This window comes from Bradyrhizobium sp. HKCCYLRH1030, assembly GCF_051168395.1.
Lineage (GTDB): Bacteria > Pseudomonadota > Alphaproteobacteria > Rhizobiales > Xanthobacteraceae > Bradyrhizobium.
In genome coordinates this window covers 205,649-229,036 of record NZ_JBNPUY010000010.1, presented here as the reverse complement: position 1 = coordinate 229,036, position 23,388 = coordinate 205,649, and the positions used below count along the sequence as shown (strand labels likewise).

Below are 23,388 nucleotides of genomic sequence, written 5' to 3'. Positions count from 1 at the left end.
CGGTCCGAGCATGGCTCGTATGGGAATGGCAATGTAACAACCCCACGTCGCATCGTTCGGAAACATCGCACGTGCATGCCAAGCGAATCCGTTTCGATTTGATACGCAAGTGATCCGAAGCAATCGTCCAGCGTAGCATCCAATCCCGTAAGTCACGGTTACGCCTCCGGGATTCTACGTGCCGTTAACTTTGTACCGGCGAAAGCTTTGCGTCGGCATTAACCCGCTGTTAAGCTCATACTGCTCGTAGGAGTTGTGTGAAAAGGGGTTGCGGATGAAGTCGGCGGCTAGAGTGAGTGCCGTTGCTGAGCAGAAGTCGGATGTGCTGGAGAACGTGGACTATCGACTGGCGTTGACTGCTGAAGACAAGGACGAGATCTATCGGCTGCGCTACCGCGCCTACCTGCGTGAAGGCGCCATCCTGCCGTCGCCCAGCGAACGCGTCAGCGACGAATATGACGATCTTCCCAACAGCTTCATCTTCGGCGTCTACGTCAATGGCGAGCTCTACAGCTCGATCCGCATCAGCGTGCTGAACTCGCAATGGCGCCGATCGCTGTCCTCGGACATGTTCGCCGACCTGCTGCATCCCGAGCTCGATCGCGGCAAGGTCATCATCGACCCGACTCGGTTCGTCGCCGACCATGAGAAGGCGCGGCTGTTTCCGGCGCTTCCCTATGTGACCGTCCGGCTCGGCTACGTTGCCTGCGCCCATTTCAATGCGGACATCGGTCTCGCCAACGTGCGCCCCGAGCATCGTGCGTTCTACAAGAAGGTGTTCCTGCAGGAACCATGGGGTGAACCGCGGCTCTACTCCGGTCTCACCAAGCCGGTCGGCCTGGTGGCGGCGCATTATCCTTCGATCCGCGATCGCGTGTTCCAGCGCTTTCCGTTCATGCGATCGAGCGCGTTCGAGCGACGGATGCTGTTCGATCGTCCGGCGCCGGACGCCTTCACTGATTCGTTCAGGATTCACGCGGTCGCGAGGGCTGGCTGATCGTCGGCCGATATCGGGGCCAGTTCGGCCGTCCGGCCGGTTCGCACCGTGGCAGCGATGCAAAAATCAGCGAAAAAGCGCCCTGCTGCAGGCGCTGAGCGGCTTGCCTTCACCCTGGCGCCACATTTACAACCCATTAACCATCGCGGTCGCTTTTCGGGTTTCGTTAGCATTTGACGGGGTTCGGCAAGACCCCATCAAGGTTGACGGAACGTTCGCTTAACCATCGCCCTGTAGACCGGATGGCAGTCTAAGAACGTGAGCGTGGAGGCTCCGGGAATGAAATATCAGATGCGTATCCTCCAGGGATTGAAGTTGGCCGCCGTGCTGGCCGTGGCGCTGTCGATGGGCGCCTGCGCCAACAAGAATCTCACCGGGGCCGACGGGGCGATGGCCAGCGCTGCGACTCCAGGCAGCCAGCAGGACTTCGTCGTGAATGTCGGCGATCGCGTCTTCTTCGAGAGCGATCAGACCGATCTCACGCCGCAGGCGATCGCGACCTTGGAGAAGCAGGCGCAGTGGCTGCAGAGCTATCCGCGCTACTCCTTCACGATCGAGGGCCACGCCGACGAGCGCGGCACCCGCGAGTACAACATTGCGCTGGGCGCGCGGCGCGCGCAGTCGGTCCGCAACTTCCTGGCGTCGCGCGGCATCGACCAGGGCCGCATGCGCACGATCTCCTACGGCAAGGAGCGGCCGGTGGCGGTCTGTAACGACATCTCGTGCTGGTCGCAGAACCGCCGTGCGGTGACGGTCCTGAACGCCAGTTCATAAAGCTGAACGAATCCGTTGCTGATGAAGCCGGCGTCGCCCATCGACGCCGGCTTCATCGTTTGTTGTCGGCGGGTCTCGGCCGGACTTGGTTTTTTCTTCGCTTGAACGTCATTTGTATCCGTCGCATTTCTGCTTTACAGCCACGCTCACAGGCCTGTTTTCAACGTCTCGCCGATCTGGTCGTCAGGGCAGCATGTCGTTCATGTTTCTTCCACGGAGCGCCGCCGCGATCCTCGCCGCGCTCGTCATTTTCTCGTGCCAGGCATTTTCGTCGCGGGCGCTCGCCCAGACCGATGATGATGATCCCGAGATCCGGATTCAGCGGCTCGAAAATCAGCTCCGGCAACTGACCGGTCAGAACGAGGAGCTGCAATATCGCAATCGCCAGCTCGAGGAGCGGCTGCGACAACTGCAGGGCGCAGCACCTGGGGGCGCCGCCGCGGCGCAGCCGACCGCGGCCGCGCCGGCGCAGGCCAATCCCGCCTACGGCCAGGCTGCTCAGCCGGCCAACGGCCAGCAGCAATATGGCCAGCAGCCGTACGGCCAGCCGCAACAGGCCTATCCCCAGCAGCAGCCGGGCTACGCGCAGCCGCAGGCCGGCGCGCCGGTGCAAATCGTCCAGGAGCCCGCGGCCCCTGGCCGGGGCCGCCGCGGCGATGCGTTCGATCCGAGCCAGAATCCGACGGCTCCCGGCGCCCCGCAAGCGCTCGGCGGCGGCCAGTTGCCGATCCAGCCGGGTGGCGGCCAGCCCGCCGGCCGTCCCGCCGGCGATCCCACGACTCTCGCCAACACGGGCGGTCGCTATCCCCAGGGTGCTCCGCCGGCCGCCGCTCCCGGCGCTGGCGGACTGGAGACCGCGCCGCCGCGGCAGACGCCGCGCGACGAATACGACCTCGGCATCGGCTACATGCAGCGCCGCGACTACGCGCTGGCCGAGCAGACGATGCGCAACTTCACCCAGAAATATCCGAACGATCCGATGGTCGGCGACGCGCAATACTGGCTCGGCGAGAGCTTCTACCAGCGTCAGCAATATCGCGATGCCGCCGAGGTCTTCCTCGCCGTGACGACGAAATATGAGAAGTCGGGCAAGGCGGCGGATGCGCTGCTCCGGCTCGGCCAGTCGCTGGCCGCGCTGAAGGAGAAGGAGGCCGCCTGCGCCGCGTTCGGCGAAGTGACGCGTAAATATCCGCGCGCCTCGGCGGGCGTGAAGGCGACCGTCGATCGCGAGCAGAAGCGGGTGAAGTGCTGAACGTCCCCGGGCGAGGGGGAGCCTCTCGCCTATAATCGGCGGGGCGGGTAGGCTGCGGCGCCATGTCGAAGGCCCGTTCCGAAGCCGATCCTGCGATCTCCGCAGCCGAAGCCGAGCGCCTGTTCGCCCCGCTTTCGGGGGCGCCCGCGCTGGTGCTCGCCGTGTCGGGCGGTCCGGATTCGATGGCTCTGATGTGGCTCGCGGCGCAGTGGCGCGCGGGGCTCGCGGAGGGGCCGCGCCTTGTGGCCGTGACGGTCGACCATGCGCTGCGGCGCGAGTCCGCCCGTGAAGCCCGCATGGTGAAGGAGACCGCGCGCAGGCTGGCAATTCCACACCGGACCCTGCGCTGGAACGATGAGAAGCCGGACACTGGGATTCCCGAAGCGGCGCGCCTGGCAAGATATCGCCTGCTGGCACGCGCCGCGCGGCAGGCTGGCGCCGGACACGTCGTCACCGCCCACACCCGTGACGACCAGGCCGAGACCGTGCTGATGCGACTCTTGCGCGGCAGCGGCATCGCGGGGCTCGCGGCGATGGCACCGCTCAGCGAGCGTGAAGGGCTGTTGCTGGCGCGGCCTCTGCTCGACGTTGCCAAGGCCAGGCTGGTGGCGACGCTGCGCTCGGCCGGCATCCCTTTCGCAGATGATCCGACCAATCAAGATCCCGCCTTCACCCGGCCGCGGCTGCGCGCCCTGATGCCGGCTCTGGCCGCCGAGGGCGGCGATGCCCGGACGCTGGCGACGCTGGCCGACCGGCTCGGACGGGCCAATGCCGCGATCGAATTGATGGTGGATGGCGCCGAACGCTATCTTGCACTGCGCGCGGCCGGGAGCAGGCCGGTGGGCGCGATTCACGGCGAGACCTTCGAGGCGCGCGCCTTTGTCGCACTTCCAGCCGAAATCAGGCTGCGGCTGCTGATGCGCGCGATCAACCGCGTTGGAACCGAAGGTCCCGTGGAACTCGGCAAGGCAGAGTCGCTGCTGGCGCGGCTGGACCGGACTCTTGCGGAGATCGCAGATGGTGGTACGTCTGCTCCGGGCAGGCTAAAACAGACCCTGGCTGGTGCACTGGTAAGCATGACGAGAGAGACGATCCGCATCACGCCCGCGCCGCCGCGGCGGTCGCGCGGGGTCTGAAGCGGTTCACCGCCTTCGCGGACGCTTAACCACCTGCCTTGGCGGCGCTTTCCCGCGCCATTTTTTGAGCGGGAATCGGGCTAGGATGCGATAAATAGTCCTTTCTAGTTCCCTTGGCATTGCGGCGAGTGGTACCTAGATTACGAGATGGTCGACCGGGGGATTCCCTCGTGGCTACCCAGGGATGAGTCCGAGGACGAACGGCCGCGATCCGCGCGACCACGAAGGAAAATCGATGAACGCCAATCTGCGCAATTTCGCCCTTTGGGTCATTATTGTCCTGTTGCTGTTGGCGCTGTTCACACTCTTCCAGAACCCGGGGCAACGCGCGTCGTCGACCGACATCAACTTCTCGCAGCTGTTGACCGAGGTCGATCAGGGCAATGTGCGCGACGTCGTGATCCAGGGGCCGGAGATTCACGGCACCTTCAAGAACGGCTCGTCGTTCCAGACCTACGCGCCGAGCGATCCGAACCTCGTGAAGCGCCTGTACGACGCCAAGGTCAACATCCAGGCCAAGCCGCCCGGCGACAACGTGCCGTGGTTCGTGTCGCTGCTGGTGTCGTGGCTGCCCTTCATCGCGCTGATCGGCGTCTGGATCTTCCTCTCCCGGCAGATGCAGGGCGGCGCTGGCAAGGCGATGGGCTTCGGCAAGTCGCGCGCCAAGATGCTGACCGAGGCGCATGGCCGGGTGACGTTCGAGGACGTCGCCGGCGTCGACGAGGCCAAGCAGGACCTGCAGGAGATCGTCGAATTCCTGCGCGATCCCGGCAAATTCCAGCGGCTCGGCGGCCGCATCCCGCGCGGCGTGCTGCTGGTCGGCCCTCCCGGCACCGGCAAGACGCTGATCGCGCGTGCGGTGGCCGGCGAAGCCAACGTACCGTTCTTCACCATTTCGGGTTCTGACTTCGTCGAGATGTTCGTCGGCGTCGGCGCCAGCCGCGTCCGCGACATGTTCGAGCAGGCCAAGAAGAACGCGCCCTGCATCATCTTCATCGACGAGATCGACGCCGTTGGTCGTCATCGCGGCGCCGGTCTCGGCGGCGGCAATGACGAGCGCGAGCAGACCCTCAACCAGCTGCTGGTCGAGATGGATGGCTTCGAGGCCAATGAGGGCGTGATCCTGATCGCGGCCACCAACCGGCCCGACGTGCTCGATCCGGCGCTGATGCGTCCCGGCCGCTTCGACCGCCAGGTCGTGGTCTCGAACCCCGACATCATCGGCCGGGAGCAGATCCTCAAGGTTCACGTCCGCAAGGTGCCGCTGGCGCCGGACGTCAACCTCAAGACAATCGCCCGCGGCACCCCCGGCTTCTCCGGCGCCGACCTGATGAACCTCGTCAACGAGGCCGCTCTGACCGCCGCCCGCCGCAACAAGCGGATGGTAACGCAGTCCGAGTTCGAGGAGGCCAAGGACAAGGTGCTGATGGGCGCCGAGCGCCGCTCGATGGTCATGACCGAGGAAGAGAAGATGCTGACCGCCTATCACGAGGCGGGACATGCGATCGTCGGCCTCAACGTCCCGAGCCACGACCCGATCCACAAGGCGACCATCATTCCGCGCGGCCGCGCGCTCGGCATGGTGCAGTCGCTGCCCGAGGCCGACCGCCACTCGCATACCCGTGAGTGGTGCGTCTCGAAGCTTGCGATGATGTTCGGCGGCCGTGAGGCCGAGGTGCAGAAGTTCGGTCCGGAGAAGGTGACCAACGGCGCCACCGGCGACATCCAGCAGGCCACCAACCTCGCTCGTGCGATGGTGATGGAGTGGGGCATGTCCGACAAGCTCGGCCGCGTCCGCTACCAGAGCAACGAGCAGGAGGTCTTCCTGGGTCATTCGGTGGCGCGCTCGACCAACATCTCCGACGATACCGCCCGCCTGATCGACTCCGAAATTCGCGGCCTGATCGAGGCCGGCGAGCAGGAGGCGCGCCGCATCATCACCGAGAAGCGCGACGACTGGGAAGCGATCGCCCAGGCGCTGCTCGAATACGAGACGCTGACCGGCGAGGAGATCAACGACCTCCTGAAGGGCAAGAAGCCGAACCGCGAATCGGCGATCGAGCCGTCGACGCCACGGGCGTCGGCCGTGCCGCCGGCCGGCAAGCCGCGGCCGCGGCCCGATCCGGGCCTGGAGCCGCAGCCTCAGGCGTGAGCCAGGGTTGATATGCAACGGACATCCGGCGGTCAGCCCGTCTGATCCGGAAGATTAAGAGAAACGACAGGCCCGGCTTGCAGCCGGGCCTTTTGTTTGCTTGGAGATCGGTGCCGGCGGTGGTCCGAACCGCGGGTTATGAGCGTGGGAGAAGTCCGTGTGTTGACGGGGTTGCCGCGGACCGCATCCAGCGGCGCCGCGCGCATCACGGCTTGTCGAACCAGGCCTTCCACTGCGGGACGGCGGTCGCGAACGTGCCGCGATGGCTGGTCGGTCCCGTCGACACCGCCTCGACCTTGCTGTTACCGGCCCCGATCGCCTGCTGGTAGGTCATCGCCAGGCGGCCGAGACCGGTCGAGATCGCCTCGTCGGTCTCACCGTAATAGTTGCGCACCGGCGTCTTGATGATCCAGCGATAGGCCTGCGTCTGCGCGACCAGGCGGCCGTAGGCCGACGCCGCGAAATACTCCGCATCGAAATAGTCGGGCTTGAGCAGCTTGTGCAGATCGGTCGGGACGTCGGCGACGTTGAAGGGCTCGCGCTCATAGGCCTTGCGCGCCACATCGTAGTAGCTGTCGCTGATCACCGAGCGCGCCAGCCCCGGCACCGCATAGTAGTTCTCGAACGCGAACGCCGACAGGATGAACAGCGAATTGACCCAGGCGGCGTCGTTCTTGCGCGGGAAGCTGAGGAAGCCGTTGAGCGCCACGGACACGTCGACAGGAGCGCTCGCGGTCGCCGCCGCCGTCACCGGCACGCCGGCGCTTTCGAGCTTCTCGAGAAAGGCCATGGTCACGAAGCCGCCTTGCGACCAGCCGGCGATGTCGAGCCTGGCGCTCGTCAGCTTCATCTGGTCGAGCACCGCGCGGCTCGCCCGCAGCATGTCGTAGGTGGCCTGCTGATGGCTGGCCTTCACCATGTAGCCTTCTGGCTCGGTCGAGATGCCCATCCCGAAATAGTCGGCGCCGATCAGCAGATAGCCTTGTCCTGCGAACTGCGCGATCATCAGCTGGGTCTCGGGCGACTGCTCCGGAAACGACGGCACCTCCTGCTTCCCGTACACCGTGCCGTGCTGATAGGACACCATCGGCAGGCTGGTCTCGCCGGTCTCGGGCACCGCGAGCAGGCCGGTCGCCGTGATCGGCTTGTTGCCGCGCTCGGGGATGACGGACGCATAGGTGACGCGATAGAGCCGGACGGCGTTGCGGGCCGGGGTGTAGGTCACCGAAACGCCCGCGAATTTCGGCGTGTCGACGGTGAGGATGGTGTTCAGCCGGGCGACGTCCCAGCGGGCCAGATATTCATAGCTGACGTCGGAGGAGACGCGCACGGGCCCCTTGTCCTGGGCGCGGCTTGCGGCCGGCCAAATGACGCAGACGAGCAGGGCGATGAGAGCGCGATGAACGAACATGGGATCTCCCCGGCCTGCCGCCGTTGGTTGCATTCGGACCCCTGCGATACAGTTTGCGAGTAAACAATCGGTGCGGCGCCGGCAGTCGCGCGCCGCTGCCCGCGCTTAAGCCTTCTTCAAGCGTCCGCGCCTATGTCTCGATCGGGAATGCATCCATGCAGCGCGGGGCGAGGTCCAGATGGCCGACAATCCTGATGCCGCCGCGATCCCATCGCAGCGTCGTGACGTTCCGCTCGGCCTGTTCGCGGCCTGCTTTGCGCTCGCCTGCATCAACGCCTCGTTCTTCCCGGCCGGACTGTGGTCGGGCACCTGGATCTGGGACCAGGCCGGGCTCGGCATTCCGACGGACTTCGTCAATGTCTGGGCGGCCGGCAAGCTCGCGCTGCAGGGACATCCGGCGCTGGCCTGGGACTGGGACGTGCAGCGCCAGGTCGAGCTCGCTCTGCTGCGGCAGGATTTTCCGGGCTACTTCGCCTGGCACTACCCGCCGCCATTCCTGTTCGTCGCGGCGTTCCTGGCGCAGTTTCCCTACACGCTCGCCTTTGTCGGCTGGGTCTATGCCAGCTTCGTTCCCTATGCGCTCGCGATGCGCGCGATCGTCGGCCGCGGCTTCGGCCTGCTGCTCGCAGCCGGCTTTCCGGCCCTGTTCTCGAACGCTCTGGTCGGGCAGAACGGATGCCTCACCGCCGCGCTCGTCGGCGGCACACTCTATCTGCTGCCGGTGCGGCCGGTGCTGGCGGGGATCTGTCTCGGCCTGCTGACCTACAAGCCGCAATATGGCCTGCTCTTCCCGATCGTGCTGATCGCCACCCAGCGCTGGACAGCCTTCATCTCTGCGAGCGTCACCGCCATCGTGCTGGCGCTGCTGTCATGGCTCGCCTTCGGGTTGGAGAGTTGGCAGGCCTTCTTGCATTGGCTGCCGATGTTCTCGCAGGCGTTCCTGACCGAGGGCAAGGCGACCTGGTGGAAGCTGCAGAGCCTGTTTTCGCTGGTCCGCTATTTCGGCGGCTCGGAAGCGCTCGGCTGGACCTTCCAATGGGTGCTGACCGCGGCCGTTGCGATCGTGCTGGTGATGCTGTGGCGCAGCCCCGTGCGCTATGCTCTGAAGGCGGCCGCGCTGGCCGTCGGACTGCTGCTGACGACGCCTTATCTGTTCATGTACGACATGATGGTTCAGGCCATCGCCGTGGCGTGGCTGGTGCGGATCGGCCTCGCCGAGGGCTTTCGCCGCTACGAGCTGCCCGCGCTCGGCGGCATCGCGGCGCTTCAGATCACGTTCATGCTGTCCGGGATTCCGCTTGGGCTCGCCGCCAATCTGATCATGGCCGGCTTGGTGCTGGCGCGCGCCGGCTCGTGGTGGCGTCGGCAGCCGGCGCCCGCCGGCAGGGCGCTCGCGCACGCCTGACCCATCGATCGCGCAGCGCAGGGTCATGATTTCTCTTGTCTTATCGCCTGAACAGGTGTTCAGTTCTTCCCAGCCATTTGTGAGGTCGATCCTCCAAAAATACTGAACCAGCGTTCGCCGGGTGCCCTGGACGAGCGCGTCCGGGACGAGAAACGCCATGGTCTATCGGCGAACCCATCAGGTCGTGAAGCGGCTGGCGGCCCGCCGCAGTGCGATTCTCGCAGCCGCGCGCGAGACTGCTGCGGAAGGCGGCATGTCGGCCGTCCAGATCGCCCCGGTGGCGATCCGGGCCAATGTCGCAGCCGGCACCGTCTATCGCTACTTTCCTTCCAAGGCCGATCTGATCTCGGAGCTGATCGCGGAAGTCTCGCGCGACGAGCTCGCTGCCGTGCGGCGCGCCGCCGATGCCGCGCCTGGGCCGTCCTCGGCCCTGGCTGCCGCGGTATCCACGGTGGCAGTGCACATCCTGTCGCAGCGCAAGCTCGCCTGGGGCATCCTGGCCGAGCCGGTCGACGTCGACGTGACGGCGTCACGGATCGCGAGCCGCCGCGAGATCGTCGGCGAGATCGCCTCGCGGATCGACGCGGCCGTCCGCGCCGGCCACCTTCCGGCGCAGGACACCCAGTTGGCCGCGACCGCGCTGCTCGGCGCGCTGCACGAGGCGCTGGTGGGGCCGCTGGCGACCGAGAATCCCGACGACCCTGCCAAACTCCGCGACACCGTTCAGGCGGTCACCCTGCTGGCGCTGCGCGCGGTCGGCGTCATGGATGCGCGTGCGCGCGGTCTCGTCGTGCAGGCCGTGCTGCCGGTCAGGAGCCTGGTCGGCGCGTAGTCCGCGTCACCCATGCCTGTCGGGCAAGGCCGCGCTTAAGCAAGGATTCACCCGTCGCGGCGATGGTGGGGGCTGGCGCGCTGCGAGAGGCCGCCCTTGCCTCACTCCAGGTGTCTCCTCGGACGATGTCGATTGCACGCAACCCTCTGGCGACGCGCCTCGTCATCGCCGGATCGGCCGCCGCCGGCGCCGTCTATGCGTATCTCGCCGGCGAGGATATCAACTGGGACTGGCAGAACTATCACGACTATGCCGGCTTCGCGCTGCTGCACGGCCGCTTCGATGTCGATGTGGCGCCCGGCGGCTTTCAGAGCTTCCTCAATCCGCTGATCTACCTGCTGCCTTACGCGGTCCGCCACGGGCTCGAGGCGCCGTGGTGGGGCGTCGCGCTGGGCGCGCTGCACGGCCTCAATCTCGCGCTGGTCTATTGGGTCGCGCGCGTGCTGCTCGGGCGCGCGGCTGACGCATCCACGCTCAGCGCCGCTCTCATCATCGCCGCCCTCAGTCCGATGGCGCTGTCCGAGGTCGGCACCAGCTTCGCCGACATTCTGACGACCATTCCGATCCTCGCCGGCATCGCGCTGATCTTCGGGGAAGATGACGCGCGCGGCCGCCGTTTCGTCGCCGCGGGCCTGCTGATCGGCGCGGCCACGGGATTGAAGCTCACCAATGCGACGTTTCTGGTCGGAGCGGGCGTGTCGCTGCTGCTGGTGGCGCGGCCGTGGCGCGCGATCGTCGCGTTCGGGGCCGGCAGTGCGGCCGGCGCGATCGTGACCGCGGGGCCGTGGGCGCTGAAGATGGCGCGCGACTACGGCAGCCCGCTGTTTCCATTCTACAACACGATCTTCCGTTCGCCCGAAGCGCCGCAGGCCTCGATCGTCGATACGCGCTTCATGCCGCAGGGACTGCTCGATGCGCTCGCCTATCCATTCTATTGGGTGATCGGCAAGCATCCCTCGTCGGAATGGCCGTTCCGCGATCCGCGCTTCGCCATCGTCATCGTGCTGCTCGTCGCGCTGATCGTCACCGGCCTGTGGCGGCGGCGCGAGGTGCTGCCGCTGCGCGAGCGTCGCCTCCTGATCTTCTTCTGGCTCAGCTACGTCCTGTGGATGCTGGCCTTCTCGATCCAACGCTATCTGATGCCGCTCGAGCTGTTGTCGGCGCCGCTGATCGTCCTGCTGCTCATCCGCCTGATCGATTCCTGGCAGGCGGGCTCTGGCCTGGACGTGTCACCGTCGCGGCGGATGACGCAAGCCGTCACGGTGATGGCCGCGCTCGGCATCGCGCTGGCGTCGCAGCCGACCGACTGGATGCGGCGGTCGTGGTCGGACCCCTATCGGCCGCAGCTCGCGGCCAACCTGCAGCGTCCGGCGACATTCCTGCTGCTGCAGAAGCCGCTCGGCTACGTCACGTCGTTCCTGCCACAGGGCTCGCGCGTCTATCAGTTGTCCGAGCTCGTGGTGCCGATCGTGCCTGGCGGCGTGCTTGACCGCCGGGTTCGCAACGGCCTCGCCAACCCGCTGCCGGGAGGCGTATGGGCGCTGTATCTGTCCAGAAGCCCGGCCGACAACCCGCCGCGGCTCGAGGTGCTCGCCGACTACGACCTCCAGATCGATGCGTCGCGTGGCTGCGAGCGCATTCCTGGCGCCGCCGGCATTGCCATCGAGGCCTGTCCGGTGATCGCGCTGCTCAAGCCCCCGTCCACGGCCGGATTGGGTGCGATCGATACGACCCAATAGGTCGTCTCAGATATGGGCGTCGCTCGACGGCCCGACATAGGCGATCCGCACCATGTTCGTGGTGCCGGGCGTGCCGAGCGGCACGCCGGCGACGATGATGACGCGCTGTCCGGCGCGGACGAACCCGTCGCGGAACGCGATCGAGCCGGCGCGCTCGACCATGTCGTCCTGGTCGCGCGCGTCCTCGGCCACCACGCAGTGCACGCCCCAGACGACCGACAAGCGGCGCCCGGTCGCCAGATTGGGCGTGATCGCGACCACCGGCGGCTTCGGCCGCTCGCGCGCGACACGGATGGCGGTGGAGCCGGACGAGGTCCAGCAGATGATCGTAGGAAGATCGAGATTTTCCGCGATCCGCCGCGCGGCCTCGGCGATCGCATCGCCCGCGGTCGATTCCGGCTCGGGACGCTGCGCCGCGATCACCGAGCGATAGACCACGTCGCGCTCGACCTCCTCGCCAATGCGGTTCATGGTCGAGACCGCCTCGACCGGGTATTTGCCGGCGGCCGACTCGGCCGACAGCATGATGGCGTCGGCGCCTTCATAGACGGCGGTGGCGACGTCGGAGACCTCGGCGCGGGTCGGCACCGGCGACTGGATCATCGATTCCAGCATCTGCGTTGCCACCACCACCGGCTTGCCGGCGCGGCGCGCCAGCCGGGTCATCTGCTTCTGCAGTCCGGGCACGCGCTCCAGCGGCAGCTCGACGCCGAGATCGCCGCGCGCCACCATCAAGGCATCGGAGACATCGATGATGTCGTTGAGCCGGTCGATCGCCTGCGGCTTCTCGATCTTGGACATCACCGCGGCGCGGCCGCGGATGATCTTCTTGGCTTCCAGCACGTCGTCTGCGCGCTGCACGAATGACAGCGCGATCCAGTCGATGCCGACGTTCAAGGCTGCATCGAGGTCGGCGCGGTCCTTCGGCGTCATCGCCGAGACCGGCAGGTCGGTGTCCGGCAGGCTCACGCCCTTGCGGTCGGACATCCTGCCGCCGATCACGACCCGGGTGACGGCGCGGGTCGGCGAGGTCTCCTCGGCGATCAGCCGCACCTTGCCGTCATCCAGCAGCAGCGCATGTCCCGGCTGCAGGGCGGCCAGGATTTCCGGATGCGGCAGGTGGACCCGCGTCACATCGCCCGGCGTCTTGTCCGAATCGAGCACGAAGCTCTGGCCGTTGTTGAGCTGAACCGGGCCCTCGGCGAAGGTGCCGAGCCTGAGCTTCGGGCCCTGGAGGTCGACCAGAATGCCGATCGGGCGGCCGTAGCTCGCCTCCACGCTGCGGATCGTGGCCACCAGCTCCCGCAACTTGTCGTGCGAGGTGTGGCTCATGTTGATCCTGAAGATGTCGGCTCCGGCCTCGAACAGCTTGCGAATCATCGTGCTGTCCGAGGAGGCGGGACCGAGCGTGGCGAGGATCTTGATGCGTCGCAGCCGCCTCATGGCTTGGGTGCTTGCCCTGGCGGCAGGGCCGGCGCGGCCGCCGGCGGCGTGCCCTGCGGCCCATTCGGCAGACCGGGGACGTTGCCTCCGGGCCCGAGCGTGCCCGGGATACCCGGAACGCGCTGCTGCGCCGGCTGCTCATTGGCCTCCGTGAGCTGCACGGTCCAGGCACGCTGGTCGCCGGTGTCGACCTCGAAGAAGCCGGTGCGGTCGAAGCCTCGGGCCAGGCAATTGTCGGTGCCCTTGATGGTGAATTCCTTGTCACGCGAGCACATGAAGGCCTGTCCCGACCATTCACCGCCGCGGTCATAGTCCAGCGCATAGATGTAATAATAGCGCGCCACCAGCGTGCCCTTGAGCAGCGTCTCGCAGCTGCGTGACGACACGTTCCACCAGCCTTCCGTGGTCCAGCCTTCGGCGTCCTTGTAGCCGAGGGCGATCCCGACCCGGCTGGAGGTGTTGTTGCAGAGCCGAAAATCGGCGGCCGCCGGGGACGACCACAGGCAGAGCGCGGCCAACCCAAGCAGCGAAAGCAGTCCGTAACCGGGGCGGAAGGGATTGCGATGCAAGAGAGAGGAGATTTTCGGGATCATTGCGCGACGCTATATCAACCGTTGAACGATGTCGCTGGGCTTGGCTGCGGCCATCAACGCCATGACGATCTCGTGCGAAGCCGCTGCGATCCAGCGCCTCGCTCCTCCTGACGGTGCTGCGATATGGCCAAATCTGCGACGAAGCCTCATTATATAGCAGACATCCGTCACGGCGCGGAACAGGGAACAAAGAGATGACGATGGACAGCACCACCCGGACCGAGCTCGAAGCCGCCGCCTTTCGCCGGCTCGTCGAGCATCTGCGGACCAGAACCGACGTTCAGAACATCGATCTGATGAACCTGGCAGGCTTCTGCCGCAACTGCCTCTCCAACTGGCTGAAGGACGCCGCCGACGCCCAGGGGGCGCCAATGACCAGGGACGAGAGCCGCGAGGCGGTCTATGGCATGCCCTACGAGCAATGGAAGGCGAAGTACCAGCGCGAGGCGAGCGCCGAGCAGCACGAAGCGTTCAAGAAGGCGCATCCGGGCCACTGAATCCGGAACGAGCGCGCAGGAGACGCGCTGTGTTGCCCTGCGCGCGCGAGTCCAGACTTGGCAGGGGCTTCGAACGGCGAATCGGGTGCTGCGCGCGATGGCGACGAAACACAAGTGGCGCGGGCGGCTTGCGCGGGCTTGACGCTGCGCAGGCCAACAAGATGTGGGCGCTCTGTGGATGAGGTCGATGTCGCCTTGACGCAGGGCACGCCAGATTTGAGGGTTCGCGGCGAACACGCAGCGCCCTTTGGCGCCTTCCTTGGACACAGAGTTCCACTCAGGAGTATCAGATGGCCACCTCCGCCGCCGCGAAGGACGACGACTCGCCCGCGACCCGCTTTGCCGTAGACCAGCTCAAGTCGATCATCGAGCGGATCGAGCGTCTCGAGGAGGAGAAGAAGGCGATCTCCGAAGACATCAAGGACGTCTACGCCGAGAGCAAGGGCAATGGCTTCGACGTCAAGGCGCTGCGCACGATCATCCGGCTGCGCAAGCAGGACCCGAACGAGCGCCAGGAAGAGGAAAGCATCCTCGAGACCTATATGCAGGCGCTCGGAATGATCTGAGCAGCCGGCCTCGCTCACCAGCAGGAGACCTCCGCCGGCCCCTGACGGGGCATTCGCTTTCTCGCGATTCGGCTCGGCGCGCCGGCGGCATGCGCGTGCTGCGGCGATCGACGCCGCACTCCAAACGCGTCAATGCTGAGGAGAACGACGAAGCCGGCCGCCTCGGCGTCAGCGCAAGGCTGCGGCGCGCATGGCGAAGGATTTGGTTTCGAGCTTGATGATCGCCGGCCCTGTGAACTGGTCATAGCTCAGTCCCGGCGTCGGCTCGGCGGCGAAGCTCATCGCCAGCGCGACCTGCGGCTTGACGAAATAGCTGCGCATCACGGTGAGGTCGACCTCGCCCATTTTCGTCACGGACATCGATGACGATGCGCTCGGCGTCAGCATGATGGCCCGCATCCAGGTCGAATCGGGGCCCTTGGCCGCGGAGATTCGCGTCGCCATCGTGATGGCGCCGTCCTGACCTTGCCCGTTCTTCGCGGCCACCGGGGCGGGCTCCGGCGCCGGCGTGACGCTGCGGGTCGCCGGGCGGGAGTTTCGCACCGGGATGGCGGTCGTGGAGGCGGCATTGGCGCGATCGAGCGGAGAGGAGGCCGGGGGCGCGAAGGCCATGGCCTGCATCAGGCTCGCGGTCTGTTGCTGATCGATCGACGACAGCGCACGGCGCGCCGTGATCGCGGCAACCTGCTCGGGGGTTGCCTGCTTCGGCGTCCCAGGATTGTCACCCCAGAAGCCGCGCGAATTGATGATGTCGGCGACGCTCTGCGGCGCGCCGTCCCTGGATTTGCTGCCGACAGCACCCGTCGTTTCGGACTTCGTCTCGGGCCTGGTCGCCACGGGGTGAGCGGCAGATTGCGCATCCGCGGAGGCCAACTGCAGCGCATTGGCGATCTTGCCACGCGCGGTGGCGGCTTTGCTGTCCACCGCTCGCTCGGCGGTCCGGCTGTCCTTGTCGGAGCTCTTGTCAGCCGGCTTGGCGGCGAGTGCCGCGGTTTGGACCGGCTTGGCGTCGGCCTTGCTCTCGCTCTCGCCAGACTCGTCGTCATCCTCGCTCGGACGACCGCGGAACAGCCGTGCAAACAGGTTGGGGCGGCTGGACGACGCGTCATCGCCATTGCCGCGTTTCTCGATCTCGGCCTTCGCCAGCTCATAGCCCTTGAGCGGAACGCCGTTGCTCGGCACGTGAACGGTCTTTCCGTCCGGGAAGACGCGGGCAAGCTGGTCAGCCGTCATCCGCGGCCAGTGCCGGATGTTGCCGGTGTCGAGGTGCACGAAAGGCGAGCCGGAGGTCGGATAGAAGCCGACACCGCCGCGCTGCAGGCGCAGGCCGGCGAAGCGGATCTGCTCCAGCGGCACGTTGGGAATGTAGAAATCCATCGCGTGGCCCAGCATGTGCTGGCTGTGCCGCGCCACACCGGAATGCGCCGAGCGACGGCGCAGCATCGAATTGGTGGCGGGCGACCGGTACGACGAGATGATCTGGATCGGCTGCTTGGCGTCGACGTCGCGATAGACTTCCCAGAGGATGTCGAACAGGCGGCGGTCCATGACCGTCTCGTCCTGGGTACGCCAGTCGCGGAGGAAGTGATTGAGCTTCTTCAGCGCGTCTTCGTCATAGCGGCCCTCGCGCTTGAAGGTGACCGTCAGGTCCTCGCCGGAATGGGTGTGGTGGAAGGAGAGGGTGTGGGTTTCATTCAGCGCCGCTGCGTCATGCACCGAGCCGGCGCCGATGAGCAGCAGCAGCGCCGCCAGCCCGCATTGGCATCCAGCCTTCCAACCCGCCCTCGTGAGCGAAACAGATTGGCGCGCGAAAACAGACAGCAAGATGCAGCCCACCCCGTCGACGAGCGTTTACTCGATTACCCTCTTGCGGCCCGTCCGGCGGAAGAGAGAGGAAACGCTTACCTAAGGCGGGATGGTTAAGGGATACTGACCGGCCCGCCCCCCAATTACCCTTAACATATACTCTTGAGTGTGGCGAAAAAGAGCCATCGAATCTTGGTTGATCCTTGTGGTTAACCTAAAGCAAAGGCCCCGCCGATCGGCGAGGCCTTTGATCTCCAAACGGAAATTGTGACCGTGATTGGCGGCCTGATCAGCGGGTGAAGACCCGCCGGGCAGGACGGCCGACCGGCGCCGGCGGCGTCGGCGGGCCACCGCCACCGAACAGACGCTCGAAGAAGTTCGGGCCGGAGGAGAAGCTGTTGTCGCTGAGGCTGACCGAGTTCGGCAGCGCCCCCTTCGGACGCGCGTAGCTGGGTTGGGCGTGGGCGACGACGTTCTCGAGATCCTTGCCGCGGTTGTTCTTCAGGATCGCGATCATGGTGGCGTCGCGGCCATAGATGTCCTTGCGGAATTGCAGCTTGCCGGCATCGTCGACGAAGGCGGTCTGGTAGGTGATGTTGACCGGGATCGGCGTCGGGAATTTCAGGTCGATCTCGCTCCGGCCGTACATGCTGCGGATGCGCTCTGGCGTGTAGCGCTCGTTCGGCATGGTGATGTTGAGCAGCACCGACGCGTACTGATCCGGATACTGCACGCGCATGCAGCCGTGGCTGAAGGCGCGCTCGTCACGGGCGAACAGGTTCTTGTCCGGCGTGTCGTGCTGATAGACCAGGAACTTGTTCGGGAAGTTGAAGCGGATGCGGCCGAGCGCGTTGGCCTCGCCCGGCGGCTGCGAGATGTGGATCGAGCCGTCGCGCGCGCGCTCCAGCCGCAGGCCCATGCGGTCCAGCACGGTCGGGTCCTGCTGCAGCGCCGGCAGATACTCGTTGTAGATGATCGACGGCGGCACGTTCCAGGTCGGATTGACCGTGATGAACTTCATCGTCTCGCTGAGCAGCGGCGTCGCATGCTGCCCGGGCTTGCCGGTCACCACGCGGGTGGTCCACACCTGCGCGCCGTGCTGCATCACCTTCAGCGTGTAGTCGGGAATGTTGAGGATCACATAGGCGTCGCCGATCGCAGGCGCGCCGAGGTCGCGCGGCAACCAGCGCCAGCGCTCCATGTTGACGAGGACCGTATCGATCTGCTTGTCACGCTTGGGCGTGTTCAGCGCCTTCACGGTGCGGTCGTCGAGCACCCCGGTCGGCTTGAGGTCGACACTCTCCTGGAACTTGCGGACGGCGGCGGCGACCTTGGCGTCGTAGCGGATGTCGTCGGCATTCTCGGTGAGACCGAGCTTGGCGCGCAGCTTGGGCACGCGCGGGTCGGACATCTGCGCCTCGGCTTCCTGCGCATTCTTGCCGCGGGCCGGGGTGTATTTCAGCGGCTGGCCTTCGTCGATGATGACGGGCGCGCCGTCGGTGACGCCGCGCAGCTCGGCAAGCTTGGCCTTCAAGAGCTTGTAGAGCCGGTGCGGCGGGTTGTAGCTCTCCAGCGCCGCGGAGGCGTCCTTGGCGCCGGTGACGTTGGCCAGCACCTCGTTCGGGTCGATCGGGTGCTCGGGATACTGGATGTCCGCCGAGACCTGCGACCAGTGCATGCGGCCGCTCTGCGCCTGGCGGGCGTAGTCCATCATGCTCTCGGTGAGCCTGAGATCGGCCTCCGCCAGTGCGTCCGGTGCGGAGGCTGCGGCCGCGAAGTCCGGCACCGGATAGTCGCCGGGATTGAGGCCATCGGCCGCTGCATCCTTGAGACGGGCGATGACGCCCTTCGCGGCGGCCGTCAGGTTGCCGCCCTGGGTCCAGATCGGCGCGTAGTCGCGGCCGGTGTAGAATTTCTCGACGGCGGCGCGTTCGGCCTTGCGGTCGAAATACCTTGTCGCCTTGGTCGCCATCAGGTCGCGCAGACGGTCGGCAACCGGCTGATCGGCGGCGGGAACGGTGCTGGCGGCCTTGACCGGCTCTGGGACTGTCGCGGTCGCAGGGGCTGCTGCAGGCGGCGTGGCGATGGTCTTGGCAGGATCGGCCGCAGGCGCCGCGGCAGAGTCGAGCGGCTTGGTCGTCGTCTCCGGCGCCTTGGCCGGGTCGGGCGACACGGTGGCGGTGGTGTCGAGTTTGAAGTCGCTGGCGGTCGGCGGCGGCACGTTGGCCGGCTCGGGGAACGGGATCGCCGCATCGATGGCAAGCTCGGCCGCGCTGCTGCGGGGCGGATCGCTCTGGGCGAAAGCGGAGGTCGAGGACACCGCGAGGAAGGTCGCCGCGACAGCCATGAGCACGCGGTCATATCCGCCACGGGTGGTCACACAATCTCGCATCGTCAATCCCTCGGATGATCTGTCCCGGCTGGAACAGGTGTAACAAGGTCGATCTGCCAGCTTCGGCGTCGGTACCGCCGGTGAGGATGGTTCACGTCTGCACGCAATGATTCACGCCCAAACGATACTCAAGCCCCACTTCTGCGGCCAGCGCCACACGGGACAACTCACGACAAACTGACTCTTGGGAAACCCCGGCCAAACCGATCGTGCGCTTGTGCCACGCGTTATTTCCTTTGTCTGTCACCGCAAGGCAACGGTTCAGATGTTCCAGTGTTGCCAAGACTTGCGGCCTTTTTCGGACGACAGCCGAGCGCGACCATGGTGAGGATCCGAGCGGCTCAGCCAAGCGGCGGGCTTTCCGTCGCGGGCGTCTCGCCATTGGCTTCGTCGAGCTTGCGGTAGAGCGTCGAGCGTCCGATTTTGAGGCGGCGCGCCACCTCAGACATCTGGCCGCGGTAATGGGCGATGGCGAAACGGATGATCTCATGCTCCATCTCCTCGAGCGGCCGCACCTCGCCGCTTGCGGTGAGCAGCGGCAGGAACCCATGCGAGGGCAGGGGGGCAATGGGGACTTCACTCCCCGGCACCATCGCAGGCAGGGGAGGAACGGGCCGCTCCACGGTGAGGGCCGGCGCAGGCTCCACCGGCGGCGCGTGGGTGGGAATCAGCGGAAAATCGGCAACGCTGAGCTGGTCGCTCTCGCCCATGACGACGGCGCGGTAGACCGCGTTTTCCAGCTGGCGGATATTGCCGGGCCAGTCGAGCTTGGTCAGATAGGCGACGGCCTCGCCGGTGATGCCCGAAATGGCGCGGTTCTCCTCAGCCGCAAACCGCGCGAGGAAATGCCGCAACAGATGCGGGATGTCCTCGCGGCGGGTGCGCAGCGGCGGAACGGTGAGCGGCAGCACATGCAGCCGGTAGAAGAGATCCTCGCGGAAGTGGCCTTCCTTGACGCGGTCTAGCAGCCTGCGATTGGTCGCCGATATGATGCGCACGTCGACCTTGACCGGCTTGCGGCCGCCGACGGCTTCCACGGCGCCCTCCTGCAGGGCGCGCAGCAGCTTGACCTGGGCGGTGAGCGGCAGCTCCGAGACCTCGTCGAGGAACAGCGTGCCGCCATGGGCTTCGACGAACTTGCCCATGTGACGCTCGGTCGCGCCGGTGAATGCGCCCTTCTCGTGGCCGAACAGGATCGATTCCACCAGATTGTCCGGGATCGCGCCGCAATTGACGGCGACGAACGGCTTCGTCTTGCGCTCGCTGGTGCCGTGGATCGCGCGGGCGAACAGCTCCTTGCCGACGCCCGATTCGCCTTCGATCAGCACGGGAATCGACGAAGCCGCGGCCTTCTCCGCGATGCGCAGGATCGGCGCCATCGCCTCGGCGCGGGTGATGATGTCCGCGAAGGTCAGGCGCCCCTCGCGGCTGTGCCGGATGCGCTGCAATTCGCCCTTCAGGGCCGAGGTATTGAGCGCATTGCGCAGGGAGACCTGGAGCCGCTCGATGCCGACCGGCTTGACGACGAAATCCTGCGCGCCGGCGCGCATCGCGGAGATCACGTTGTCGATGCCGCCATGCGCGGTCTGCACGATCACGGGTATCGAGATCCCCGTCTCGCGCATCTTGGAGAGCACGCCCATGCCGTCGAGGCCGGGCATCACGAGGTCGAGCACGATGGCGTCGATGGGGCCGGCATCAGGATTCGTCAGCTTCTCGATGACGGCGTCACCGGTCTCGACGACGACCGCCTCGTAGCCGCATTTCTGCACCATGTTCTCCACCAGCCGGCGCTGGACCGGATCATCATCGGCAATCAAAATGCTGGCAGCCATGGCTTTCCTTGCACGCTACGACTATCTGTCTCGAATCGGGGCACTCTCGCCGACGCCGATTAACGCAACCTTAAACCTCGCTGATCGGGATAAACGTTCGAACAACAGGTTACCCATCCGATGACCTCGCGCGCCTCTTCTGCCCTTCGCAAGCCGACCAAAGCTGCTTCTCCGCCCAAAACCGCGTCAAAGACTGCCAAGGCCAAGCCGGCCAAGAAGTCCGTCGTCAAGACTCCGTCGAAGCAGGCAGCCGCCAAGACCAAGCGTGGCGCGACGGCCAAATCGTCTGCAAAGCCGGCGAAGAAGGTGGTCGCGGCCAAGACGGGGATCGGGACGCTGCCCGAATGGAATCTCGGCGATCTTTATATGGGCATCGACGCGCCGGAGATCGCTCACGATCTCGCGAAGATGGATGCCGAATGCGTCGCGTTTGAGACCGACTACAAGGGCAAGCTTGCCGAGCATGTGGCGCGCGAAGACGGTGGCGAATGGCTCGCAGAAGCCGTGCGGCGCTACGAGGCGATCGACGACCTCGCCGGACGGCTCGGCTCCTTCGCGGGTCTCGCGCATGCCGGCGACAGCGTCGATCCTGCGATCTCGAAATTCTACGGCGACATCTCGGAGCGCCTGACGGCCGCGTCGACGCACCTGCTGTTCTTTCCGCTCGAGCTTAACCGCATCGACGATGCCGTGATCGCGCGCGCGATGGAGACGCCCGCGCTCGGTCACTACCGGCCGTGGATCGAGGATCTGCGCAAGGACAAGCCGTATCAGCTTGAGGATCGCGTGGAGCAGCTGTTCCACGAGAAGTCGCAGACCGGCTATTCGGCTTGGAACCGGCTGTTCGACCAGACCATCGCCGGTCTACGGTTTCAAGTCGGTGGCAAGGAGCTTGCGATCGAGCCGACGTTGAATTTCCTTCAGGACCGTGACGGCGCCAAGCGGAAGGCCGCCGCCGAGGCGCTGGCCAAGACCTTCAAGGCCAATGAGCGAACGTTCGCGCTGATCACCAATACGCTCGCCAAGGACAAGGACATCTCCGACCGCTGGCGCGGCTTCCAGGACGTTGCGGATTCGCGCCATCTCAACAATCGCGTCGAGCGCGAGGTGGTCGATGCGCTGGTGGCCTCGGTGCGCGCGGCCTATCCGAAGCTGTCGCATCGCTACTATCAGCTCAAGGCGCGCTGGTTCAAAAAGAAGAAGCTCGCGCATTGGGACCGCAACGCGCCGCTGCCCTTCGCCGCCAATGCCACCATCGCCTGGCCCGAGGCCAAGAACATGGTTCTGACGGCGTATCGCGGCTTCTCGCCCGAGATGGCCGACATCGCCCAGCGCTTCTTCGACCAGAGCTGGATCGATGCGCCGGTGCGGCCGGGCAAGGCGCCAGGCGCGTTCTCGCATCCGACCACGCCCTCGGCGCATCCCTATGTGTTGATGAACTACCAGGGCAAGCCGCGCGACGTCATGACGCTCGCGCATGAGCTCGGCCATGGCGTGCACCAGGTGCTGGCAGCGAAGAACGGTGCGTTGATGGCGCCGACGCCGCTGACGCTGGCCGAGACCGCGAGCGTGTTCGGTGAGATGCTGACCTTCAGGCGCCTGCTGTCCGAGACCAAGGACGCGAGGCAGCGCCAGGCGCTGCTCGCCGGCAAGGTCGAGGACATGATCAACACGGTGGTGCGGCAGATCGCGTTCTATTCGTTCGAGCGTGCTGTCCACACCGAGCGCAAGAACGGCGAACTGACCGCGGAGCGGCTGGGACAGATCTGGCTGTCGGTGCAGACCGAGAGCCTCGGCGAGGCGATCGAGATCAAGCCGGGCTACGAGAACTTCTGGATGTACATCCCGCACTTCATCCATTCGCCGTTCTACGTCTACGCCTATGCCTTCGGGGACTGCCTCGTGAACTCGCTCTACGCCGTCTACGAGCATGCCGCCGAGGGGTTCGCCGAGCGCTATCTGGCGATGCTCGCGGCCGGCGGCACCAAGCACTATTCGGAGCTGCTCGCCCCGTTCGGCCTGGACGCCAAGGACCCCAGGTTCTGGGACGGTGGTCTCTCGGTCATCGCCGGGATGATCGACGAGCTGGAGCGGATGGGGTAGGGGCGTATAACATGTGTTGAACGGGTCGGAGAGGCGCGCCGGCGAGGTCAGCGAGGCCAGCCTGACGCGCTGGATCCGTGATAATTGGCCTTGCCAATAGGGCGATCGGAAAAGGTGATAAAACTGCCTTGCATGCCAGCCGTTGCCCTTGCATCGGCTTTGGGGTATGCGACCTTAACAAAGCATATTTTCTCTGGGGGACCCCGATGGCAAACCATGGCGAGATCGCCTACTCGACGGCTGACGGCAACGACTATCTGGCGCATGAGGCCACCTACGAGGGCTTCATCAGGCTGGTGAAGTACGGCACGATCAGCGTCGCTCTCATCGTCATCTTGATGGCTATTTTCCTCGCTTAATGTCGCGATCGGCCCGCCGGCATCCCCGCTGGCGGGCCTTCAGCTGACTGCCGAAGCCGATTGCTGACCAGGCGTCACGCTGTAGCCCATGGACGT

The 23,388-nt window shown here is 66.0% G+C and carries 18 protein-coding genes; 12 read left to right on the top strand and 6 right to left on the bottom strand.

The annotated features are described in order from the left end of the window. The first annotated feature begins 274 nt into the window (after positions 1-274). The 5 genes from ACQR1E_RS26995 (at position 275) to ftsH (ending at position 6,311) form a co-directional block, all read left to right on the top strand. A complete protein-coding gene (locus ACQR1E_RS26995; RefSeq protein ID WP_315717579.1) occupies positions 275-997 on the top strand; it encodes an N-acyl amino acid synthase FeeM domain-containing protein in 723 nt (240 codons plus the stop codon). 279 nt (positions 998-1,276) lie between these two features. Beyond that, on the top strand, positions 1,277-1,771 hold the full coding sequence (gene pal, locus ACQR1E_RS26990) for a peptidoglycan-associated lipoprotein Pal (protein ID WP_172133860.1): 495 nt from the start codon (positions 1,277-1,279) through the stop codon (positions 1,769-1,771). Between the two features lie 202 nt (positions 1,772-1,973). Beyond that, positions 1,974-3,023, top strand: coding sequence for a tol-pal system protein YbgF (gene ybgF, locus ACQR1E_RS26985; RefSeq protein WP_315826697.1), 1,050 nt, complete (start codon positions 1,974-1,976; stop codon positions 3,021-3,023). Positions 3,024-3,085: 62 nt separating this feature from the next. Next, positions 3,086-4,159: a tRNA lysidine(34) synthetase TilS gene (tilS, locus tag ACQR1E_RS26980; RefSeq protein ID WP_316166872.1), complete on the top strand. Its 1,074-nt coding sequence runs from the start codon at positions 3,086-3,088 to the stop codon at positions 4,157-4,159. A gap of 235 nt (positions 4,160-4,394) precedes the next feature. Then, a complete protein-coding gene (gene ftsH, locus ACQR1E_RS26975) occupies positions 4,395-6,311 on the top strand; it encodes an ATP-dependent zinc metalloprotease FtsH (RefSeq protein ID WP_315717576.1) in 1,917 nt (638 codons plus the stop codon). A gap of 205 nt (positions 6,312-6,516) precedes the next feature. Here ftsH and ACQR1E_RS26970 read toward each other — a convergent pair whose 3' ends face one another. Beyond that, positions 6,517-7,722: an alpha/beta hydrolase family protein gene (locus ACQR1E_RS26970; protein WP_434897794.1), complete on the bottom strand. Its 1,206-nt coding sequence runs from the start codon at positions 7,720-7,722 to the stop codon at positions 6,517-6,519. Positions 7,723-7,900: 178 nt separating this feature from the next. Here ACQR1E_RS26970 and ACQR1E_RS26965 point away from each other — a divergent pair, with 178 nt between their 5' ends. From ACQR1E_RS26965 to ACQR1E_RS26955, 3 genes are all read left to right on the top strand, one after another. Next, entirely contained in the window at positions 7,901-9,127 is a 1,227-nt protein-coding gene (locus tag ACQR1E_RS26965) for a glycosyltransferase family 87 protein (RefSeq protein ID WP_434897793.1), read from the top strand. A gap of 157 nt (positions 9,128-9,284) precedes the next feature. Then, positions 9,285-9,959, top strand: a complete 675-nt coding sequence (locus tag ACQR1E_RS26960) for a TetR/AcrR family transcriptional regulator (RefSeq protein WP_315717573.1) — start codon at positions 9,285-9,287, stop codon at positions 9,957-9,959. Between the two features lie 125 nt (positions 9,960-10,084). Next, positions 10,085-11,698 carry a glycosyltransferase family 87 protein gene (locus tag ACQR1E_RS26955; protein WP_434897792.1) on the top strand — a complete coding sequence of 538 codons (1,614 nt, stop codon included), beginning with the start codon at positions 10,085-10,087 and terminating at the stop codon, positions 11,696-11,698. Between the two features lie 6 nt (positions 11,699-11,704). Here ACQR1E_RS26955 and pyk read toward each other — a convergent pair whose 3' ends face one another. Both pyk and ACQR1E_RS26945 read right to left on the bottom strand, forming a co-directional pair. Continuing rightward, positions 11,705-13,141 carry a pyruvate kinase gene (gene pyk, locus ACQR1E_RS26950; RefSeq protein WP_315753929.1) on the bottom strand — a complete coding sequence of 479 codons (1,437 nt, stop codon included), beginning with the start codon at positions 13,139-13,141 and terminating at the stop codon, positions 11,705-11,707. Further along, positions 13,138-13,734 carry a DUF1036 domain-containing protein gene (locus tag ACQR1E_RS26945; protein ID WP_315717570.1) on the bottom strand — a complete coding sequence of 199 codons (597 nt, stop codon included), beginning with the start codon at positions 13,732-13,734 and terminating at the stop codon, positions 13,138-13,140. Before ACQR1E_RS26945 ends, pyk begins: the two co-directional genes overlap by 4 nt. A gap of 194 nt (positions 13,735-13,928) precedes the next feature. Between ACQR1E_RS26945 and ACQR1E_RS26940 the strand changes: the two genes are divergently transcribed. Beyond that, complete coding sequence (locus ACQR1E_RS26940; protein ID WP_315717569.1) at positions 13,929-14,231, top strand: DUF1244 domain-containing protein; 303 nt, start codon at positions 13,929-13,931, stop codon at positions 14,229-14,231. A gap of 290 nt (positions 14,232-14,521) precedes the next feature. Continuing rightward, positions 14,522-14,797: a DUF2312 domain-containing protein gene (locus ACQR1E_RS26935; RefSeq protein WP_008961835.1), complete on the top strand. Its 276-nt coding sequence runs from the start codon at positions 14,522-14,524 to the stop codon at positions 14,795-14,797. Between the two features lie 168 nt (positions 14,798-14,965). Here ACQR1E_RS26935 and ACQR1E_RS26930 read toward each other — a convergent pair whose 3' ends face one another. From ACQR1E_RS26930 to ACQR1E_RS26920, 3 genes are all read right to left on the bottom strand, one after another. Continuing rightward, the gene (locus tag ACQR1E_RS26930) at positions 14,966-16,621 is read right to left on the bottom strand and encodes a DUF882 domain-containing protein (protein WP_316175051.1); all 1,656 of its coding nucleotides are present in this window, start codon (positions 16,619-16,621) and stop codon (positions 14,966-14,968) included. Positions 16,622-16,892: 271 nt separating this feature from the next. Next, complete coding sequence (locus ACQR1E_RS26925; protein ID WP_315826750.1) at positions 16,893-18,950, bottom strand: L,D-transpeptidase family protein; 2,058 nt, start codon at positions 18,948-18,950, stop codon at positions 16,893-16,895. 386 nt (positions 18,951-19,336) lie between these two features. Further along, positions 19,337-20,830 (bottom strand): sigma-54-dependent transcriptional regulator, encoded by a 1,494-nt coding sequence (locus ACQR1E_RS26920; protein ID WP_434897791.1) that lies wholly within the window; start codon positions 20,828-20,830, stop codon positions 19,337-19,339. Positions 20,831-20,950: 120 nt separating this feature from the next. Here ACQR1E_RS26920 and ACQR1E_RS26915 point away from each other — a divergent pair, with 120 nt between their 5' ends. Next, entirely contained in the window at positions 20,951-22,933 is a 1,983-nt protein-coding gene (locus tag ACQR1E_RS26915; RefSeq protein ID WP_434897790.1) for a M3 family oligoendopeptidase, read from the top strand. Positions 22,934-23,139: 206 nt separating this feature from the next. Next, positions 23,140-23,292, top strand: coding sequence for an aa3-type cytochrome c oxidase subunit IV (locus tag ACQR1E_RS26910; protein WP_316175050.1), 153 nt, complete (start codon positions 23,140-23,142; stop codon positions 23,290-23,292). Positions 23,293-23,388 lie beyond the last annotated feature (96 nt).

Bases quoted from the DNA above. Each gene is read 5' to 3' on its own strand.
- ACQR1E_RS26995 (WP_315717579.1), top strand. From the start codon at position 275: ATGAAGTCGGCGGCTAGAGTGAGTGCCGTTGCTGAGCAGAAGTCGGAT.
- pal (WP_172133860.1), top strand. From the start codon at position 1,277: ATGAAATATCAGATGCGTATCCTCCAGGGATTGAAGTTGGCCGCCGTG.
- ybgF (WP_315826697.1), top strand. From the start codon at position 1,974: ATGTTTCTTCCACGGAGCGCCGCCGCGATCCTCGCCGCGCTCGTCATT.
- tilS (WP_316166872.1), top strand. From the start codon at position 3,086: ATGTCGAAGGCCCGTTCCGAAGCCGATCCTGCGATCTCCGCAGCCGAA.
- ftsH (WP_315717576.1), top strand. From the start codon at position 4,395: ATGAACGCCAATCTGCGCAATTTCGCCCTTTGGGTCATTATTGTCCTG.
- ACQR1E_RS26970 (WP_434897794.1), bottom strand. From the start codon at position 7,722: ATGTTCGTTCATCGCGCTCTCATCGCCCTGCTCGTCTGCGTCATTTGG.
- ACQR1E_RS26965 (WP_434897793.1), top strand. From the start codon at position 7,901: ATGGCCGACAATCCTGATGCCGCCGCGATCCCATCGCAGCGTCGTGAC.
- ACQR1E_RS26960 (WP_315717573.1), top strand. From the start codon at position 9,285: ATGGTCTATCGGCGAACCCATCAGGTCGTGAAGCGGCTGGCGGCCCGC.
- ACQR1E_RS26955 (WP_434897792.1), top strand. From the start codon at position 10,085: ATGTCGATTGCACGCAACCCTCTGGCGACGCGCCTCGTCATCGCCGGA.
- pyk (WP_315753929.1), bottom strand. From the start codon at position 13,141: ATGAGGCGGCTGCGACGCATCAAGATCCTCGCCACGCTCGGTCCCGCC.
- ACQR1E_RS26945 (WP_315717570.1), bottom strand. From the start codon at position 13,734: ATGATCCCGAAAATCTCCTCTCTCTTGCATCGCAATCCCTTCCGCCCC.
- ACQR1E_RS26940 (WP_315717569.1), top strand. From the start codon at position 13,929: ATGACGATGGACAGCACCACCCGGACCGAGCTCGAAGCCGCCGCCTTT.
- ACQR1E_RS26935 (WP_008961835.1), top strand. From the start codon at position 14,522: ATGGCCACCTCCGCCGCCGCGAAGGACGACGACTCGCCCGCGACCCGC.
- ACQR1E_RS26925 (WP_315826750.1), bottom strand. From the start codon at position 18,950: ATGGCTGTCGCGGCGACCTTCCTCGCGGTGTCCTCGACCTCCGCTTTC.
- ACQR1E_RS26920 (WP_434897791.1), bottom strand. From the start codon at position 20,830: ATGGCTGCCAGCATTTTGATTGCCGATGATGATCCGGTCCAGCGCCGG.
- ACQR1E_RS26915 (WP_434897790.1), top strand. From the start codon at position 20,951: ATGACCTCGCGCGCCTCTTCTGCCCTTCGCAAGCCGACCAAAGCTGCT.
- ACQR1E_RS26910 (WP_316175050.1), top strand. From the start codon at position 23,140: ATGGCAAACCATGGCGAGATCGCCTACTCGACGGCTGACGGCAACGAC.